Below are 18,666 nucleotides of genomic sequence, written 5' to 3'. Positions count from 1 at the left end.
GAGGAGAAAAGCGGGATAAAACGTCCCGTTCACTTCACTATTTTGGGATTCGGATTTGTGCCTACCTACAAGAAAGGAAGCAAGAACGACTATCAGTTGGTAGTGGCAGAAAAGGCTTGGAAGAAACTAAAAGAAAAACTCAAAAGCATCACCCGAAAAACCGCACCTGTCAAGCTAGAAGAGCGTATTGCCAAGATAAACGAAATTCAGCGAGGATGGTTAAACTATTTTCGAGGAACGAGTATTATGGGCAAATTACGGGATTTAGATGGCTGGCTTCGCAACCGACTTCGGTATTGCATTTGGCACGATTGGAAGAAACCTGAAAGAAAGAGAAAGAATCTCATTCAACTAGGAATTGACCAAGACCATGCCTATGCATGGAGTCGAACTCGAAAAGGCGGTTGGGCCATTGCCCAGAGTCCGATTTTGGGGTCTACCATAACCTTGAAACGCTTAAAACAAAAAGGGTATCAATCATTGACCGATGTTTACATCGAACTTAACCCATCTCTTTGCGAACCGCCGAATACGTGACCCGTACGTTCGGTGGTGTGAGAGGCGCACTCCGTTCCATTTGGGGCGGAGCCGTCTACTCGATTACTGGAGGCTTGTTTTTGTCGGAATTATGAATTTAACCGCAAACTTTTTACGCTTCTGCTTTTCAGATTCCAATTTTCAAGTTTCTAAAGTTAAGTGTCAATTTCTGCGCAACGATTTTCAAGTTTGTTCTTTTCAGATTCCAGTTGTGTTTAGTTTATAAATCACTTACGTTAAATCGATTATGTGAAAGTCCTTCTTCAGAAGTCATCGTTCCTAAAAGATTTTTGACCGTATCTTTTTGAATTATAACAACATCATATGCTTTGAATTGTAGAGGGTTTTCCAATAAATTTTTGATTTTGCTTGCTACCTTTTTTTGAATAGCGACTAAAGAATCATTATTTTTAGGTAAAATTTCAACATTTATCAGCTGAACAGTTAGAAAGATGTCCAAAGTATCATCTACACGAGTTTTGTATCCTTCTATAAAAAGACTTTTTGTTTTTATTAATTTTTGTATTTCTAAATTAACTAATTGATTATTAACTTTAAATATAGGCTCAAACTGTGGACCAGGCTCTGGCTCAAACTTTGGATTATTGCAAGCCAAGAATAAAAATGGGCAAAAGATTAATGTTTTCAATTTATAAGTAAATTTCATAATTTGGGTATTTTGCGAGTTTTTCAGTTTAAATTGCACATAACCTTGGAGTTTCTACTTTTGATATTTTCTAATGATTTCCTTGAGCGTCATTTCTGCACAAGTCTCCAGTAACGTCCCGCTGCTTTGAGATGGTGGGGAATTCGTAACCTTTCAACTTTCTGCTTTGCAGAATTATGATGCGAAACGGTAATTCCACTAAAACCCCACTATATCAAAACAGCTGTTGGCGGTTCGGTTGTTTTTAGTCGAAATTATGATTAATTAACTATTTTTTATTTATTTTATTTCAAATTACAAAATTCAATTTTTGTATATTTTTTTAATAATTATTCTGTTAAATTAAGATGAATGCTATAACTGCTGCAAATGCGAAAGAACCAAAAAAAAGTAAATTAGAAAACATTATTTCGTTTTTAGAAAGAACATCTCCACATTCGTTATTTTCTGTTGTCCATTTACTTTTTGATGCAAAAAGAATAGTTGGCCTCTTATAATATTTTGGAAAATCTTTGTAAAATAAAAATATTAATACACGAAAATAAATAATATATAGTAAAGGATAAATTGTAAGAATAAAACCAAGTAAATTACCATTTGTTAATATTGCTAAAACTGCACTAAAAAGAATCAATAATGAACTCAAAATAAAAAATTGCTTAAATTGATTTTGGTTTATAATTTGTTGGGAATTTACGTAGAATACAATTGATAAACCTACTCCAATACAACAAGAAAACTTATTGAAATTAAAAAACGAGCTTTTGTAAAATGATAATAATGCTAGTAGATAAATGAAAAATATAACTACCGTATAAATGGTAAATTCAAGCTTATTAATTTCATTTTTCATATAATCTAATTTTTAAACAACATCTTTTTGGTTGAATGTTAACTCCAAGTTTTACGTTTTTTTTTACGTTTTTTTTTTTTAAAATCAATTTTTAAGCTTCTATTTTTCGCATTCCAATTTCCACGCTTGCATTTTTGTAGTTTTACGTAAATAAAGAAAATTAATTCTGTCAGAGTATTTTCTGCATAAGTGCGGATTCAACTGACCGCCAACGTTGTTGCGGCTTTGAGATGGTGGGGAGTTCGTAACCTTTCAATTTTCTGCTTTGCAGAATTATGATGCGAAACGGTAATTCCAACAAAACCCCACTATATCAAAACCGCTGTTGGCAGATCGGTTTTTTATTCATCATTTTTATTTTATTCTTTATTTTCTGCTCTCATTTTCATCACACGAAGTAAAATAGTTTGGCTTCTAGTTAATTTTGGTTGGTCATTATTATTGTTTGGTTTTTCTTGTTTGGTTTCTTCGTTAGTTTCGTTAATTAAATGAATAGTTTCATCTTTATGTTCTAAAGTAATATTAATATAAGCCAATAAAGCACCAATGATACGCAATAGTGAATTCCAAATTCCAATATTTTCTCTATGAGTAGAATATAAGTAATAATCACCAAATACAACGGTTAAAAACCACAAGATTAAAAATATTTTTAATGTTTGAATTTTAAATTTTGGCGCAATAAAATAAGTTGAAACGATAAATAATGTTCCTTGTAGAAAAAAGTTTGCCCCATTTAATAAGTAAGAATCTGCAAAAGTATTTTCAGACACAAAAAGTTCAACAATTTGTTTATATAAATATGGAAATATTATTGAGCATAATATTGAGATTGGTAAAAGTAAAAGCCATCGTAAAATATTCATAAAAAAGTGGTTAAATGATTCCTCCACAAAAAAGGAACAAAATTAAAATTAATTATTATGTCTAACCTTGAAAAAAGTTGTCTTTTTGCTCAATCAATTAATCAAAAATGGGATGATTTAAAAAAAGAATTGGACAAATGTCCTAATGCTTTTGAATTAAAATATGATGAGGAAAAAGGATATTGTTTAGTTATAGACCTCGACGTTGTAATACAACATCAGGAGAATCTAAATCCATAGATTTAACTATTGACTGTATGCTTATTTTAGGAGATATTGATATCATATTGACAAAATATCCCGAACAAATTAAATCGTATAAATCCTTTTTAATTTCGTCTATTTCAATACTTGTTATTCTCAATGCTGTACTTTCATCTGCTATCTTATTTATCACTTTTGGCGAATAATATTCTTTTAAATATTGTGCATTTTCTAATGAATATAATGTCATTTTTCGATTTTTTTAAGGTTTCTGAATTCTCTGATTTTTTTCAAACTGTCTGCCAACGTTTTGGCGCTTGGCGAAGGTGGCGATTTTCACCACAAATGTTGATGCGGAGAACCAAACTTTGATTAACCACAAATGTTTCTGCGGAGCACTGAACCGCCACTTTTGCCAAACGCCTGTTATGCGGTCGCTTTTCTGTTTTCAATTATTTGCTTCTTTAACTCGTTTTCAATGTTTGTCCAAATAGTCCGATGTGTAAGAATGAGTTTACTATTGCACTCTTTGTCTGCCACGTCTATTATATGTCTAAACCAATCCAAATAACTCCATTCTCTTGGTTTTGGCGAATACAAAAACAATTCTTTTTCGTCCCAATGAACTTCTGTTGCTGTTCGATAAATAAGAGTAAATCGTTCATTTTTAGGTCGAATAAAAAGTCGTTCGTCTTTGTCAATTCCAACTTCAATTATTTCGTCTAGCCTTTTCCCAATTTGTTTAGTTTTAATTTGGTTAAAAATAATTCCACCAACATAATTTTTAAGTTTTGGGAATTTGCGTCTGTAATATTCATTCCAATAACTTATCATTCGACTTTCTGTCTGCTGATAATATTTTGAATTTTCGATAGCAAACCGCTTGTAGTTTTCCAATTTGTTGTCGTCAAGCTGTTCGTCTAATACTTCTACAATTTCAATAACATATTCTCCTAAAAGCTGAAAAGTAAAGGGTGTAATCCAATATTCATTATTCTCAATTTTTTCCAACCGATTTTGTCTTACATACCCATTATGATGTCGAAGAAAAATACAGTTGAGAATTGATTTTTGTCGGTTTGTCAATGTTGTTTCCTTTTCAATATCAGGTTCGTTAAAATAAACTCTGTATGGTATAGTCAAAAGTTCTCCTTCAAGATTGACTGTTTGAATGTCAGGATGAATTAAGTTTTCCACTTTATGAATTTTTCCGTCACAAAGTTTTACATCATTTTCTTTAAAGGGTAAAATATCCAATACGCTTTCTACGTCCTTTTTCAAAGTCCGTGGAAAAGCATTGAGAAGGATTTCTCTATATTTTGAATGTTTATGTCCTTTGAACCAATTTAGCATTTCGGTCTGTCGTTTTTAAAGTGCCGCATAACGTCCCCTTGCTACAAGAGGTTTGGGGTTAAATTAAGCCTTATTTTCGGACTTGCCAAATCTCCCAAATACAAGACCATTTTTAAATTAAGCCAAATGCCCAAATCTCTTGTAGCAAGTGTTAGCGGTTCGGTTATCTCGTGAGTCAGAATTTTCATTTTATCAATATTAAATTCATTTTTCAAGTTTCTGCTTTCAAACTCAAGCTTTCAGACTTTCATTTTCAAGTTTGATCTATTAATAATCAGATCCCTGAAATTTCATAATCATTATAAAAAGTATATTTTCCGAATTTATTTTTTCTGAATACTTTAAATTTAGTACTGTTATTTATTTTTGAAATTGAATCTCCAATTCGTAGCGTGTCGTTTTTTGTGTCAGTTGTAGTTATGCAATGATTTTCATCGTAGTAAAATTGCAATGATTTGTCAAAATAATTATCAACCTTTATGATTTTCAAATTGATTTTGTTTTCTTTAAAATAGTTAATTTCATTCTGTGCCCTTAATAAAAAAAAAGAAACAACTATCAAACTGAATATTATTGGAATAAAATTCAAATATTTATTATTTTTCATTGATTCTGTTTATCACGTTTTTTTTTCACAACTGACCGCTAACGTCTCGCGGCTTGCGGAAGTGGCGAACTTCGTAACCGAGATTTTTCGGCTAAGATAAAATTTATTGCGAAAGATAAACGTGAATTTACCACATATTTCGCCATTTTTGCAAACCGCTGTTACCAGCAGTATTTTTTTTATTTCGTTTTTTCAAAGTTTTTTTTCTAAATCATTTTCCAGCTTTATATTATGCCAAATTTTAGTTTCAATTACATTTTATCTTTTAAATATAATTATTTATAAGCAACAATGTGATAAGAAAAAAAAGTAAAAACATAGCAATCATTATAGTTATAAATGTTGTAAAAATTAAGTCATCTACGATTTTCATTTTCTTTATTAAGCTTATTACAATTAATGATAAAATAAAAGAAGTAAAAATATTCGAGATAATTAAAAGTTTTGAGTTTTCATTTTTCATTATAATTTTAAACTCAGGAACAATAAAAATCAAAGAGACTATTGCTATTAAGTATGACAAAAAAACTATAAATTCCTTTTTAGATTCATTTGGTTTTGTTTCTCGATTCGGTAAACTAGTTAGGGTTGAAATAAATTCTAATATTTCTGAAATCATATTTTTAGTTTTTTTGAGCTAATATTGCTTTTACAAGCAGTATTTTTCAAGTTTTATTATTTCCTTATATATTACAAATGAAAATGTATTTTCTAATGGAAATCTATAAGCACCTTTTGCTTTCATTAAATAAGCTGAAATTGCAGTCATTTCCCAAGCATCATATTCGTCCGCAAACCATTTACTTTTTGTCAAAGATTCTAAGTCATTTTCCTTTCCATAATCTCTTACGAATTCAATTTCAGTTTTAACTTTCGGTTCTATATGTTGATTTGCCCAACTCCAAAGCCAAGTTTTACTAATGTTCGAAATACTTCCAACTTCTTCATATCGTATTTCTACAATTTTATCTTTTGTTTCAGCATTTGAGAAAGTGAGAATTCCAGTTTCTTGGTCATAAAACCAATCTTCATATTTATGAATTCCATAAGCATCTTCAATAATTTTTTGCTGTTCAATTAAATAATTAGATGCTTCCTTTCTTAATATTTCGAATTCGGAAGTTCTGTTAGGTTTTTCTAAATTAAAATATTCAACATTCATATTTTCAGTTGTTTATGCGGTTTTGAGGTAATATTGCTGGTAACTTGTATATAGGCGAAACAAACCTTCGCCAATCTACCTAAAAATGGGTGTATATGCGAAGGTTTGTTTCGCTTTATATTATAATCAAATGTACTATTTTTTTCTTACAAATCATCAAAAGGACTTTTTATTTGTTGAATACTTTTCGTACTAACGTGAGTGTATATTTCGGTAGTTTTGCTGCTGTTGTGTCCTAATAATTCTTGTATGTATCGCAAATCGGTTCCGCTTTCTAATAAATGAGTCGCATAGCTATGGCGCAACCAATGTAGCGTAACAGGCTTTTTGATATTGACTTTTACCAAGGCTTGTTTTAAGATGAGCTGCAGACTTCGAGAATCATAAGGTTTTCCTGCAAATTGCCCTTCAAACAAGTAGGTCTTTGGTTTATAAAGGGCGTAATAGTCGCGCAGTAGTTTTAGTATTTTGGGACTCAAGGGTACAATCCTGTCTTTTTTGCCTTTTGCGTTTTTGAGCAAGACTATGTTTCTTTTCGAGTCGATATGCACAGGTTGCAAAGCTACTAATTCGCCACAACGCAATCCGCAACTATAAATCAACGAAAGCATTGTTTTGTGTTTGCTATTGGTGTGTGCTTCTAAAATTAATTTCACTTCCTCTTTACTCAATACATTAGGCAAAACTTTGGAACGTTTTGGTCGGTGAATTTTATCTATTTCGATTTTGGTTTCCCGAATGGTCGCAAAGTATAATTTTAAAGCGTTGGTTAGCTGGTTTTGGTAGGATGCCGAAAGATTGTTTTTCAAGATATACTCGTTGTTGTAGATAATTACGTCTTCGTTATTAATTTGGGCAATAGGTTTCTCCCGATAAAATACAAAAAAGGATTTCAACGCGTCAGAATAAGTTGAAAGTGTGCTTTCGCTGTAGCGTTTGGAGCGCAGCCATTGTTTGAATTTTTCGATTTGTTCTATTCCTTCAACTGACGGCAAAGAAGGTGAGGCAGGTTTTATTTTAAACCGTCCTCGGTTTTCTTCCGTGTCAGGTAAATGCCATGCTACTAAAGATTGGCTCCATCGTGCGCCGTCTATTTGTTTGATTCGGGCAATGAATTCGACATTTTTGTCGAAATAAACGGCTATTCGTTTTTCGTTTTTGTGTGTGAGGAGTTTTGCAGACCAGTTCATTCGCTATACTTTAAAAACTAAAGATATTGTTTTTTAGTACGCAATGGTTGCTGGAGATTATTTTGTGATTTTTTCACCAAACAGAAATACGGGATTTGTAAAAAGCGAAAGGCACTTTGTTGGGTTGGTAGCAAAATATAGCCACGGATTCTTCTTTTTTTATGTTTGTTCGTTATACTAGGTTTTGGACCTCCCTTTTGGGTTTTTGCCACATAGGGCTACAGTATTTATAAAGCAAGAAAGGCGCTTCACGTACTGCTACTAAATTAAAGCTCGGATTGTCTGTTTTTCTGTGTTTAAGGATTAAATTTTATAAGACGTAAAAGATGCACTATTCTAGATAAATCTAAAGCAATACGCAAAACAAATTTATATTTTTATGCCGTGCTTGTTTTGTACCCTAAAATCCTAGCCCTGATAGCAGTGAAAATCCTTTTTAGGACTCGCCATAGCGAGGAAAAAAAGAGTGTAACGAATAGCAGGAATAGCTCCCAGAAAGCCACGTCCTTGTTTAGATAATGACAATAGAAAATGTCATCTTGTCAGATTTATTGGTGTCACTTTTAACATAAACTGACAATTTATTAGCGGGTATTGTATTGGCACAAAGATTGACTTATCGACTTCGAGTCATTAAAACTAGTATACAATAAAATTAAATATATTTAAAATGGGTAAAATAATCGGAATTGATTTAGGTACGACCAACTCTTGTGTTTCTGTAATGGAAGGTAATGAAGCAGTTGTTATTCCTAATGCAGAAGGAAAAAGAACAACACCGTCTATCATCGCTTTTGTTGAAGGTGGGGAAATTAAAGTAGGAGATCCTGCAAAGAGACAAGCGGTAACTAATCCAACTAAGACTATTGCTTCTATCAAACGTTTTATGGGTCGAGGTTTTGGTGAAGTTTCGGCTGAAGCAAAAAGAGTTTCATACAAAATTGTAAAAGGGGACAACAATACGCCACGTGTGGATATTGATGGTCGTTTATACTCTGCTCAAGAATTGTCAGCAATGACACTTCAAAAAATGAAAAAAACAGCAGAAGACTATTTAGGTCAAACAGTTACGGAAGCGGTTATTACGGTTCCTGCTTACTTTAATGATGCTCAACGTCAAGCTACGAAAGAAGCTGGTGAAATTGCAGGTCTAAAAGTAATGCGTATTATCAACGAGCCTACAGCAGCTGCACTTGCTTATGGTTTAGATAAAAAAGGGAAAGATCAAAAAATTGCTGTTTACGATTTAGGTGGAGGTACATTTGATATTTCTGTTCTTGAATTAGGAGACGGAGTTTTTGAAGTATTGTCTACAAATGGAGATACGCACTTAGGTGGAGATGATTTTGACCACGAAATTATTGACTGGTTAGCTGCTGATTTCTTAACTGAAGAAGGTATTGATTTGCGTTTAGATCCAATGTCTTTGCAACGTTTGAAAGAAGCTGCTGAGAAAGCAAAAATTGAATTGTCTTCTTCTGCTGAAACAGAAATCAACTTACCTTACGTAACGGCTACAGCTTCAGGACCAAAACACTTAGTTAAAAAATTAACGAGAGCACAATTTGAAAAATTAACTGACGCACTAGTAAAACGTTCTATGGCACCAGTTGCTAAAGCGCTTAAAGATGCTAATTTAACAGTTTCTGATATTGACGAAGTGATCCTTGTAGGAGGTTCTACTCGTATGCCAAGAATTGCAGAAGAGGTTGAAAAATTCTTTGGTAAAAAAGCGTCTAAAGGAGTTAACCCTGATGAAGTTGTTGCAATTGGAGCAGCTATTCAAGGTGGAGTTCTTTCTGGAGATGTAAAAGATGTATTGTTACTTGACGTTACACCTTTATCTTTAGGTATTGAAACTATGGGTGGAGTTATGACAACTCTTATTGAGTCTAATACTACTATTCCAACTAAAAAATCTCAAGTTTTCTCTACCGCTGCAGATTCTCAACCAACAGTTGAATTGCACGTATTGCAAGGCGCTAGAGCAATGGCTGCTGATAACAAAACAATTGGTCGTTTTAACCTAGACGGTATTCCACCAGCACCAAGAGGTGTTCCACAAATTGAAGTAACTTTTGATATTGATGCTAATGGTATCATCAAAGTTTCGGCTACTGATAAAGGAACTGGTAAATCTCACGACATTCGTATCGAAGCTTCTTCTGGATTAACTTCTGAAGAAATCGAAAGAATGAAACAAGATGCTGAAGCTAACGCTGAATCAGACAAAATTGCACGATCTAGAGCTGAAAAATTGAACGAAGCAGATGGAATGATTTTCCAAACTGAAACGCAATTAAAAGAATTAGGAGCTAAATTATCTGATGATAACAAAGTGGCTGTAGAATATGCATTGACTGAATTGAGAATGGCACACCAATCTCAAGACATTCCTGCAATTCAAACGGCTCTTGACAACATCAACGCAGCTTGGAAAACAGCTACTGAAGCAATGTATGCTCAAGGAGAACAAGGTCAACAAGAAGCACAACCTCAAGGGGATGCAGCTCAAGGAGACAATGTTGAAGACGTTGAATTTGAAGAAGTAAAATAAGCAGAGAACCTATTTTGTGCAACAAAATGGTGTGAATCGCTTATCCTGATTTTTATCGGGATCTTAAATAGGAGAAACCGAGTCAGCAATGGCTCGGTTTTTTTATGCCTCTCTATTTTGTAGTTTGTTTTGTGCCAAACATTCTTGTTATAACTACTGCATGTGGAAAAGTGATAGCAGCCAAGAAAGAGAAAAATAAAGCATTGAAAAGCTGCTCTTCTCTAAATATAAAATAGATCAGTGCAATCCCTGCAATGGAGATGAGCCAGTAAACTCCTGCTGCTCGACAATAGGCAACAAAATAGGTAAAAGAAAAGGAGCCATTTAAAAACTTAATTTGGTCGACTATAGAAGGAATACTGTGCCACAAAACGAAATAGATCGCAAATCCCCATATTAAACTGGAAGATTTAAAAAGGATAGCAAAGAGCACTAAAAAAAAGAATTCTAAAAGTAATTTTTTTCTAATTTTTTCTAATTTCCAATAAAAATAGGCACTTAAACTGATGAAAGCACCAACTGAAACCTGTAGCAATATCCAAAAGTAAGGAAGCGGGACACTTACATTTGCTATTTTCAAGATGATGTTCTGTACTTGAATGGTGTGAAAATAAAATAACAATAGCAAAATAACAAATCCATACAAGAAGTGGAATAGCAGTAGGAGCCAAGTTGGAAAGTCTTGTTCTAGATTTTGCCATTGCTGTTCTCCAAAATGATTTGCACTCACAATGATAAAGAGTAAAAGGGCTGCTTGCGGAATAATGTAAAACAAAAGGATACCTGCTAAAACAACCATTACGTAATAACCTATTATTTTAAAGCGAGAATTGGTGTGCTTTGTCGCGTTTGTATTTTTAATTAAGAGCAAATCATTTGCACCATGCAAAATTCCAAAGGTAAAAATCAACAAGAAACCCGATAGTATTTGCATCCTTGTGGACAAAAAGGAATCCATCCATAGTCCGAAAAAGCTTGCTACTACTGCAATATTTGAATAATTTTTCATTTCATTTAATTATTGTTTAAAAATAGTGAAAAAATATTAAACAAAAATTTTTTTTATCGTTTAACTTTTCATACTTTTGATTAAACAAAACCATTTAAAATCATTTTTATGACAAATTTTATGTTTATTTCAGGATTAGTCGGAAAATTATCTCCAACCGATTATGTAGGGTTTACTTTCTTTGTAGGCTGTATGGCTATGATGGCCGCTTCGGCATTTTTCTTTTTATCCTTAAGCCAGTTCGATAAAAAGTGGCGAACTTCAGTATTAGTTTCAGGTTTGATTACCTTTATTGCTGCGGTACATTATTTCTACATGAGAGATTATTGGGCTTCATTTGGGGAGTCTCCAACATTCTTTCGTTACGTTGACTGGGTACTAACGGTGCCATTGATGTGTTTAGAGTTTTACCTCATACTTAAAGTAGCAGGAGCTAAACAGTCATTACTGTGGAAAATGATTGTCTATTCAATCGTAATGTTAGTTACAGGTTACATTGGAGAAGTAATTGCTCCAGAAAGTGCTGCCTTATGGGGATTCATTTCCGGTGCTGCTTATTTTGCTATCGTGTATGAAATCTGGTTTGGTGAAGCATCGAAATTGGCTGCAGCAGCTGGTGGAGAAGTTTTAAAAGCACACAAAATTTTGTGTTGGTTTGTACTCGTTGGATGGTCAATTTATCCATTAGGATACATGATGGGAACAACAGGATGGTACAACTCGTTTATCCCTGCTGGTAACATCGATGTAGTGTATAACATTGCAGATGCTATCAACAAAATTGGATTTGGTTTAGTAATTTATAGCTTAGCAGTTAAGTCTTCAAAAGATTAATTCTTTTTTTATATTTAATTCGAAAACCGAACTAGCGATAGTTCGGTTTTTTTTTGTAAAAAGAGTATGCAATTGTTTTACCGTTTTGTAAGGTCTGCGATTAGTGTATTTACAGATTTTAAAAAAATGAAACCACAGATTCACAGATTATTAAAATTTTAATCTGTGAATCTGCGGTTTATAAATAGTACGGTAACACAACAGTCGGTACATCTCGTTGTAAAAGGTGTCCTTGCGGCTTGCGCCAAAAAAGCGTCTTGCAATTGCATTGATAAAAAAATAAAACCGCAGATTCACAGATTATTCAAATTTTAATCTGTAAATCTGCGGTTTATAAATAGTACGGTAACACAACAGACGGCACATCTCGTTTTAAAAGGTGTCCTTTCGGCTTGCGCCAAAAGAGCGTCTTGCAATTGCATTGATGAAAAAATAAAACCGCGGATTCACAGATTATTAAAATTTTAATCTGTGAATCTGCGGTTTATAAATAGAGGCTGAAAAAGAAGTGTTTTAAAGGAAACTGTATTTCAGTTTACAGGTAAAATCGATTAAAAAAAAGAAGGGAAAATGCTATCAAACATTTTCCCTTTTTACTTCATTATTTAGGATCTAAAGCTTCACTAATTCTGGATATTAAATCGAGTATGTGATATTTACTCATTCGATCCGTTATTCGAGAAGAAGACATTTTTAAATCATTTTTTAACGCATTCAATTGGCCTCTCGCAATAGACGGTAAGTCCGTTTGTGCTAAGTTGACTCTTCTGGTATTGAAACCATACGTTACGCCTACAGGAACAGATCTCACTGTGGTAGAACCTGGTTTTAGCAATTCAATCATTTTATCTACATACAATTTTTGTACGTTTCTGCGATACATGTCGATAGAACTGCTTCCTTTTAACTCAGAGAAAATTCCCTTATTCAAATCAGATATTAATTCGTCAACAGAATAATTGTCCTTATTGGCTGTAGAGGTTTCTAAAAGGCGCACCATGCGGTCTCCTGCCATCAAACTAGACAAGGTCGCATCTTGCATTCCTTTTATCGCTTCAACGCCGCTTTCAGGATTTATTTTGGAAAGAATGTTGTGATCCAATAACCATTTTGGCGTAGTGAATAATTGTGTGTTCAAGAAAGCGACAGCATCTTTTTGGATGCTTTTTGGTACTACTTGAAATTGATTACCAGACATGTCATACGTCTTTGGAGAATCATAAATTCCACCTACGTTTTTAGTAACATGGCCCATATATCTTCTAAATTGTCCGGTCAGTGCGCCATAAAGCTCCTCTAGTTCAGCATAACTTTCGCCATCTTCTTTAGACCATTGTAATAAATTAGGTAGGATTCTTTTTAAGTTTTTAATTCCGTATTCAGAAGCCCGCATTGCATTGTCACCTATGTCCTCTGTTTGGTATCTTGGATCGTAAGGGCTGGATTCAGAACCAAACCACAAGCGATTATTTTTATATGCTTCCTTAGTCATTTCGTTTAAGAATGCTTTTTCTTGCGCTTCATTTTTAGTGTCTTCAAAATAGGAGTAACCCCATTTAATAGCCCACTTATCATAATCTCCAATTCTTGGAAACAAAGCAGTAACGCCATCTTCTGGTTGTGCTACGTAGTTAAAACGAGCATAATCCATGATAGACGAAGTATGACCGTTTTTATCTTGGTAGTCTTTGTCTCTTAGTTTCTCAACCGGAGTGGCTGAACTGGCTCCCATATTGTGACGCAATCCTAAGGTGTGTCCAACCTCATGCGAGGAAACAAAACGGATTAGTTCTCCCATTAATTTATCATCAAACTTTTTAGATCTAGCAGCAGGATCAACCGCAGCCGTTTGAATCAAATACCAGTTTCTTAAAAGACTCATAATATTGTGATACCAACCAATGTGGCTTTCTAAAATTTCACCGCTTCTTGGATCGTGAACGTTTGGACCATAAGCATTTTGAATTTCAGCTGCGAAGTATCTTAAAACAGAAAAGCGAGCATCTTCCAAACTCATTGTTGGATCGTTTTCTGGCCAATATTCACCGCGAATAGCATTTTTCCAACCTGCTGCTTCAAAAGCAACCTGCCAATCGTCAATACCTTGCTTGATGAATTTCTTCCATTTTTCTGGAGTAGCAGGATCAATGTAGTATACAATAGGTTTCAAAGGCTCAATCAATTCCCCCATTTTTTGTTTTTGGGCATCGGCAACAGATTTTGGTTCTAAACGCCATCTTACTGCAAATACTTTGGTAGCTGATTTTTGAGATTCTTCTTCAAATACACCATATTGATTGGCAAAATACCCTACACGCGCATCAAATTCTCTTTTACGCATTGGATTTTTTGGCAATAAAATCATGGAAGTATTCATTTCCACAGTAATTACTCCAGCATCTAAAGCGGATGGTAAATCAACTCCAATTTTTGGGGTTGGCGTGGTATTGATTTTTGGTGGCGTTGTAGTAAAGGTTTTTACACTTCTAATTTCAGTATTTATAGGAAAACTACTAACTTTTGAAATAAAAGATCGGTCTTTTTGAAACGTTTGAATGTTTAATAATTGTTTCTTTATGGGATCCAAAGAAAAAGTTTGCACATCAGCATCAAAAGTGGTAGCTAAGTCAACCACATAACCAGTAATTTTTCCAGCTTGATCTTTTTTATACGCTAGTACGTCATAATTGCCAATGATTGGATCCGAGGTTGAATTCTTAACCGCTTGAGCCATTGGTTTATCTTCATCTGGAGACATAATCACGTAGGTAATGGAGCGCAGCAGGATATTGTTATTTAATCCTTTTTCCCAGCGAACCACCTGTCTGTTGATTTCTTCACCTCCAAAGATTCCGCCACCAGCAGGAGTTTTAGAATAACGGGTGATCGTCATCATTTCACTTCCTAAAATAGAATCTGGAATTTCAAAAAGATATTTGTTGTCAATTTTATGGACATCGATCAAACCTTTTTGCGTAACAGCACTCGAATCAATTACTTTCTTGTACGGTTTAGGTTCTTTTTTGGCGTCACTTGCCTTGGTATCTACTTTGGTAACGGCATTTTTTTCTGCTTTTTTCTTTTTTCTGCTTTGAGCAAACGTCTCTGGAGCAGAAAAAATCAACAGAAATACAATAATTAGGGTTAGTTTTTTTGTAAGCATGTAGTTCTACATAATATGGTTAATAATTAGTTTTTAGCATATAAATAGGAGAATCCTCTATTTTTATACCATTAATCTCCAAATCTATTGATATATTTTTAAAAAAATACAGTTTAAAAATTCAATTTTAAATAATTAACATAAATTAACATTCGTTGAAAAATATGGCTTTGTTAATTTTACATGATTTTTCTCATAAGATAGCGATTTATTTCTGCTTATTTTTGTTCTCACAATAGCAAATCAAAACGGATGCTTGGATGTAAGAGCTTCAAAGTGGACAAGCAGCGGTACATTTGAAAAAGATTTTTGTAATATTACTTCATAAATCAGTTGAATGAGAAAAATTAAGTATAAAAAAGGAAGGAAATTACAACCTTATAATCTAGAGTATACTGGAATTCATAAAACTAAGGATTCAGAGATGCAATTATTCGTTTATGATGATTTGGACTTATCAGAGTACGAAAATTTTAAAGTGGCTAATCTAGATAAATATATAGATGATCAAAAAACAAATTGGATTAATATTCATGGATTAAATAATGTAGAATGGTTAAAATCGATAGGCGATTATTTTAAAATAGATAATTTCATGTTAGCCGATATTATGAATACGGTGAGAAGAACGAAACTGGAAGAGTCACACAAATTTTTATTCTTCAACATAAAATCAATATTGCCTGCGGAAAACTCCGATAATATTAGTGTGGAGCAAATTAGTTTTTTGATAAAAGAAGGGGTTTTAATTTCTTTTCAGGAAAAAAGAAGTGATTTTTTTACTCATATTCGCGAGCGAATTCGCACCCATTCTGGATTAGTGAGAGAAAAGAAAGCGGATTACCTATTGTATGTTCTACTAGATGCCATCATGGAAAATTTCTACATTACGCTAGAAAATGAAGAAGATAAACTGGAAGAGCTAATCAATCTAAGCAAGCAGAGCCCAGATCCCGTAATTCTGGAACGCATTGAGAAGCACAGGGATAATTTTAATTTCTTGAAGCGGTCTATAATTCCACTTCGGGAATCACTATACAATATTAAAAGTATAAAAGATGACAACGTTTTTAACGCAATTGAAGTAGAAAATTTTACTTTTTTTTCTCGATTGCATCAAAAGAGTTTAGAACTTTTAGAGCAAATAGAATCAGATATGGGTTCGCTAGAAAGTGCTTCTAATTTCTTTTTCTCGGCACAAACGCATAAGATGAATGAGATTATGAAAACCTTGACCATCGTTTCTTCCATCTTTATTCCGCTAACTTTTATTGTGGGGGTTTACGGAATGAATTTTGAAAATTTACCAGAACTGCAGTACAAATATGGGTATCAAACCGTTATGGGTTTTATGTTTTTAATCGTTATTGGCATGATTATTTACTTTAAAAAACGCCGTTGGTTTTAATAGCGTTTACCCAAAGCATTCAATTTTTTGAATTAAATAAAAAATAAAAAAAATGAACAAGGCCATTTATATAGCGACAAGCGAGCAAAATAGCGGTAAGTCGATTATCACACTAGGACTAATGAGCATGCTAATTGGTAAAACTGCCAAGGTGGGCTATTTTAGACCTATAATTGAAGATATTGAAGAAGGAGGATTTGACAATCACATTGAGACGGTGATTGGTCATTTTGGTTTGGATATCGCGTTTGACGATGCTTTCGCCATTACTAAAAGTAAATTAATCAAGAAGAAAAATAAAGGAAAAATAGGGGAAGTTCTCGATCTAATTATTGAAAAATATAAAAAATTAGAGGAACGATTTGATTTTGTTCTTGTTGAAGGAACTGGATTTAGCGGGGAAGGAACCGTGATAGAATTAGACATGAATGTGCTGATTGCAAAAAATCTTGGGATTCCTACGATTATTGTGGGTTCAGGCGTTGGCAAAACACTAGAGGAATTATTGGACAGTTTGTATCTTGCCTACGATTCTTTTAAAGTGAAAGATGTAGAGGTTTTGGCTGTAATTGCCAATAAAGTGCAGCACGAAAATATAGCGTTAGTCACCAATGGTCTAAGAAAAAGTTTGCCTGAAGGCGTCTTGGTAAATGCAATTCCTTTAATCCATAATTTGAATAATCCAACAGTTCAAGAAATCGTAAAGGAGTTGGATGCCAAAGTCTTATTTGGTGCTGCTCATTTGAACAACCAAACTGGAAATTTTAGTGTAGGCGCCATGCAATTGTGTAATTATTTGTTGCATTTAAAAGAAAATAGCTTGGTGATTACTCCTGGAGATCGAGCCGATATTATTCTTGGAGCTTTGCAGGCCAATGAATCTTTGAATTATCCCACGATTTCGGGTATTGTTTTGACGGGGAATATCTTGCCAGAACCTAGTATTTTGAAATTAATAGAGGGTCTTTCCACGATTGTTCCCATTATCGCAGTAGAAGAGGGAACCTATTTTATCACCAACAAAATAGGATCTATAAAATCTAAAATTTATGCTAATAATAAGCAGAAGATTGAAATTTCTATTACTACTTTCGAAAAATATGTGGACATCGATAACTTGGCTGAAAAACTAATTACTTTTGAGGCGGAAGGAATGACTCCAAAAATGTTCCAATATAATTTGGTAAAAAGAGCGAGACAGCATCGAAAACATATTGTGCTGCCGGAAGGAAATGACGACAGAATCATAATGGCGGCTTCCCGCTTATTAGAGATGGATGTAGTTGATATTTCTATTATTGGTAATAAAAAACAAATAGAAAGTAAGGTAGCAGAATTGGGATTGTTTTTTGATTTTTCCAAAGTACAAATCATTACTCCCATAGAATCTGAGCACTACGATGATTATGTGAATACGTATTATGAGCTGCGAAAAGCTAAAAATGTAACTCTAGGAATGGCCAAGGATTTAATGGAAGATGTATCGTATTTTGGAACCATGATGGTATACAAAGGACATGCAGATGGGATGGTTTCCGGTGCCGCACACACCACGCAGCACACCATTTTACCTGCGCTGCAGTTTATTAAAACCAAACCGAATTCCTCCGTAGTTTCCTCTGTATTCTTTATGTGTTTAGAGGATCGAGTTTCTGTTTTTGGGGATTGCGCCATAAACCCAAATCCTACAGCAGAACAACTGGCAGAAATTGCGATTTCCTCTGCCGATTCTAGTTTGGCTTTTGGCATTGAGCCAAAAATTGCCATGCTTTCCTATTCTTCTGGTTCGTCAGGAAAAGGAGATGAAGTCGATAAAGTGAGAGCGGCCACCGAAATAGTTAGAAAAAAACGTCCCGATTTAAAAATAGAAGGCCCTATTCAATATGATGCAGCGGTTGATATGGCTATTGGGAAAAGTAAAATGCCGAATTCAGAAGTAGCAGGACAAGCGAGTGTCTTGATTTTCCCCGATTTAAATACAGGGAACAATACCTATAAAGCAGTACAAAGAGAAACTGGTGCGCTGGCAATTGGGCCTATGTTACAAGGACTAAACAAGCCTGTAAATGATTTGAGTCGAGGCTGTACGGTAGATGATATTATCAATACGGTGGTAATTACTGCGATTCAGGCGCAAGGTTTGTAAAAATTCTACAGTTAAAATAAATAAATATAGTGCCGCAATGTAACAAAGTCATAAAGCCAAACACGTCTGTAAAGGATAAAGAATGAATTAGTTAAAATGATAGTAACAAA

The 18,666-nt window shown here is 33.9% G+C and carries 17 protein-coding genes; 7 read left to right on the top strand and 10 right to left on the bottom strand.

Annotation, left to right across the window (positions count from 1 at the left end):
* Window positions 1-537, top strand: a 537-nt coding sequence (locus tag BUA03_RS11755; protein WP_317041104.1) for a group II intron maturase-specific domain-containing protein, incomplete at its 5' end; no start/stop codon positions are given.
* 220 nt (window positions 538-757) lie between these two features.
* Here BUA03_RS11755 and BUA03_RS11750 read toward each other — a convergent pair.
* The 3 genes from BUA03_RS11750 to BUA03_RS11740 all read right to left on the bottom strand — a co-directional run bounded on the left by BUA03_RS11750 (window position 758) and on the right by BUA03_RS11740 (window position 2,923).
* Entirely contained in the window at window positions 758-1,204 is a 447-nt protein-coding gene (locus BUA03_RS11750) for a hypothetical protein (protein ID WP_066077174.1), read from the bottom strand.
* 337 nt (window positions 1,205-1,541) lie between these two features.
* Window positions 1,542-2,057: a hypothetical protein gene (locus BUA03_RS11745; protein ID WP_066077172.1), complete on the bottom strand. Its 516-nt coding sequence runs from the start codon at window positions 2,055-2,057 to the stop codon at window positions 1,542-1,544.
* 359 nt (window positions 2,058-2,416) lie between these two features.
* Window positions 2,417-2,923: a hypothetical protein gene (locus BUA03_RS11740; protein ID WP_066077169.1), complete on the bottom strand. Its 507-nt coding sequence runs from the start codon at window positions 2,921-2,923 to the stop codon at window positions 2,417-2,419.
* A 57-nt stretch (window positions 2,924-2,980) separates the two neighbouring features.
* Between BUA03_RS11740 and BUA03_RS11735 the strand changes: the two genes are divergently transcribed.
* Window positions 2,981-3,163: a hypothetical protein gene (locus BUA03_RS11735; protein ID WP_066077166.1), complete on the top strand. Its 183-nt coding sequence runs from the start codon at window positions 2,981-2,983 to the stop codon at window positions 3,161-3,163.
* Between the two features lie 17 nt (window positions 3,164-3,180).
* Complete coding sequence (locus BUA03_RS16700) at window positions 3,181-3,333, top strand: hypothetical protein (RefSeq protein ID WP_157492188.1); 153 nt, start codon at window positions 3,181-3,183, stop codon at window positions 3,331-3,333.
* A gap of 220 nt (window positions 3,334-3,553) precedes the next feature.
* Here BUA03_RS16700 and BUA03_RS11730 read toward each other — a convergent pair whose 3' ends face one another.
* The 5 genes from BUA03_RS11730 to BUA03_RS11710 all read right to left on the bottom strand — a co-directional run bounded on the left by BUA03_RS11730 (window position 3,554) and on the right by BUA03_RS11710 (window position 7,439).
* Entirely contained in the window at window positions 3,554-4,480 is a 927-nt protein-coding gene (locus tag BUA03_RS11730) for a hypothetical protein (RefSeq protein ID WP_066077164.1), read from the bottom strand.
* A 274-nt stretch (window positions 4,481-4,754) separates the two neighbouring features.
* On the bottom strand, window positions 4,755-5,087 hold the full coding sequence (locus BUA03_RS11725) for a hypothetical protein (protein ID WP_066077161.1): 333 nt from the start codon (window positions 5,085-5,087) through the stop codon (window positions 4,755-4,757).
* A 265-nt stretch (window positions 5,088-5,352) separates the two neighbouring features.
* Window positions 5,353-5,706 (bottom strand): hypothetical protein, encoded by a 354-nt coding sequence (locus BUA03_RS16530; protein ID WP_139255651.1) that lies wholly within the window; start codon window positions 5,704-5,706, stop codon window positions 5,353-5,355.
* Between the two features lie 30 nt (window positions 5,707-5,736).
* A complete protein-coding gene (locus BUA03_RS11715) occupies window positions 5,737-6,249 on the bottom strand; it encodes a DUF6882 domain-containing protein (RefSeq protein WP_082854282.1) in 513 nt (170 codons plus the stop codon).
* A 146-nt stretch (window positions 6,250-6,395) separates the two neighbouring features.
* The gene (locus BUA03_RS11710) at window positions 6,396-7,439 is read right to left on the bottom strand and encodes a tyrosine-type recombinase/integrase (protein WP_066077155.1); all 1,044 of its coding nucleotides are present in this window, start codon (window positions 7,437-7,439) and stop codon (window positions 6,396-6,398) included.
* A gap of 670 nt (window positions 7,440-8,109) precedes the next feature.
* Here BUA03_RS11710 and dnaK point away from each other — a divergent pair.
* Window positions 8,110-9,996 carry a molecular chaperone DnaK gene (gene dnaK, locus BUA03_RS11700; RefSeq protein ID WP_066077149.1) on the top strand — a complete coding sequence of 629 codons (1,887 nt, stop codon included), beginning with the start codon at window positions 8,110-8,112 and terminating at the stop codon, window positions 9,994-9,996.
* 112 nt (window positions 9,997-10,108) lie between these two features.
* Here the strand turns inward: dnaK and BUA03_RS11695 are convergent, their stop codons facing one another.
* A complete protein-coding gene (locus tag BUA03_RS11695; RefSeq protein ID WP_066077146.1) occupies window positions 10,109-11,005 on the bottom strand; it encodes a Brp/Blh family beta-carotene 15,15'-dioxygenase in 897 nt (298 codons plus the stop codon).
* Between the two features lie 108 nt (window positions 11,006-11,113).
* Between BUA03_RS11695 and BUA03_RS11690 the strand changes: the two genes are divergently transcribed.
* Window positions 11,114-11,839 (top strand): bacteriorhodopsin-like, encoded by a 726-nt coding sequence (locus BUA03_RS11690; protein WP_066077143.1) that lies wholly within the window; start codon window positions 11,114-11,116, stop codon window positions 11,837-11,839.
* 601 nt (window positions 11,840-12,440) lie between these two features.
* Here BUA03_RS11690 and BUA03_RS11685 read toward each other — a convergent pair.
* Window positions 12,441-15,002: a zinc-dependent metalloprotease gene (locus tag BUA03_RS11685; RefSeq protein WP_066077140.1), complete on the bottom strand. Its 2,562-nt coding sequence runs from the start codon at window positions 15,000-15,002 to the stop codon at window positions 12,441-12,443.
* A gap of 337 nt (window positions 15,003-15,339) precedes the next feature.
* Here BUA03_RS11685 and corA point away from each other — a divergent pair, with 337 nt between their 5' ends.
* Complete coding sequence (corA, locus tag BUA03_RS11680; RefSeq protein ID WP_066077137.1) at window positions 15,340-16,410, top strand: magnesium/cobalt transporter CorA; 1,071 nt, start codon at window positions 15,340-15,342, stop codon at window positions 16,408-16,410.
* A gap of 52 nt (window positions 16,411-16,462) precedes the next feature.
* A complete protein-coding gene (pta, locus tag BUA03_RS11675) occupies window positions 16,463-18,556 on the top strand; it encodes a phosphate acetyltransferase (protein ID WP_066077135.1) in 2,094 nt (697 codons plus the stop codon).
* The last annotated feature ends 110 nt before the right edge of the window (window positions 18,557-18,666 follow it).

Origin of the sequence: Flavobacterium fryxellicola (genome assembly GCF_900143245.1) — a bacterium.
Classification (GTDB): Bacteria; Bacteroidota; Bacteroidia; order Flavobacteriales; family Flavobacteriaceae; genus Flavobacterium; species Flavobacterium fryxellicola.
Note: the sequence above shows the minus strand (reverse complement) of the source record. Positions and strands in the feature narration are given on the sequence as shown.

Coding starts and splice junctions, on each gene's coding strand:
- BUA03_RS11740 (WP_066077169.1), bottom strand. CDS start 2,923: ATGAATATTTTACGATGGCTTTTACTTTTACCAATCTCAATATTATGC.
- BUA03_RS11710 (WP_066077155.1), bottom strand. CDS start 7,439: ATGAACTGGTCTGCAAAACTCCTCACACACAAAAACGAAAAACGAATA.
- pta (WP_066077135.1), top strand. CDS start 16,463: ATGAACAAGGCCATTTATATAGCGACAAGCGAGCAAAATAGCGGTAAG.
- BUA03_RS16700 (WP_157492188.1), top strand. CDS start 3,181: ATGCTTATTTTAGGAGATATTGATATCATATTGACAAAATATCCCGAA.
- BUA03_RS11735 (WP_066077166.1), top strand. CDS start 2,981: ATGTCTAACCTTGAAAAAAGTTGTCTTTTTGCTCAATCAATTAATCAA.
- corA (WP_066077137.1), top strand. CDS start 15,340: ATGAGAAAAATTAAGTATAAAAAAGGAAGGAAATTACAACCTTATAAT.
- dnaK (WP_066077149.1), top strand. CDS start 8,110: ATGGGTAAAATAATCGGAATTGATTTAGGTACGACCAACTCTTGTGTT.
- BUA03_RS11750 (WP_066077174.1), bottom strand. CDS start 1,204: ATGAAATTTACTTATAAATTGAAAACATTAATCTTTTGCCCATTTTTA.
- BUA03_RS11690 (WP_066077143.1), top strand. CDS start 11,114: ATGACAAATTTTATGTTTATTTCAGGATTAGTCGGAAAATTATCTCCA.
- BUA03_RS11725 (WP_066077161.1), bottom strand. CDS start 5,087: ATGAAAAATAATAAATATTTGAATTTTATTCCAATAATATTCAGTTTG.
- BUA03_RS16530 (WP_139255651.1), bottom strand. CDS start 5,706: ATGATTTCAGAAATATTAGAATTTATTTCAACCCTAACTAGTTTACCG.
- BUA03_RS11745 (WP_066077172.1), bottom strand. CDS start 2,057: ATGAAAAATGAAATTAATAAGCTTGAATTTACCATTTATACGGTAGTT.
- BUA03_RS11715 (WP_082854282.1), bottom strand. CDS start 6,249: ATGAATGTTGAATATTTTAATTTAGAAAAACCTAACAGAACTTCCGAA.
- BUA03_RS11730 (WP_066077164.1), bottom strand. CDS start 4,480: ATGCTAAATTGGTTCAAAGGACATAAACATTCAAAATATAGAGAAATC.
- BUA03_RS11695 (WP_066077146.1), bottom strand. CDS start 11,005: ATGAAAAATTATTCAAATATTGCAGTAGTAGCAAGCTTTTTCGGACTA.
- BUA03_RS11685 (WP_066077140.1), bottom strand. CDS start 15,002: ATGCTTACAAAAAAACTAACCCTAATTATTGTATTTCTGTTGATTTTT.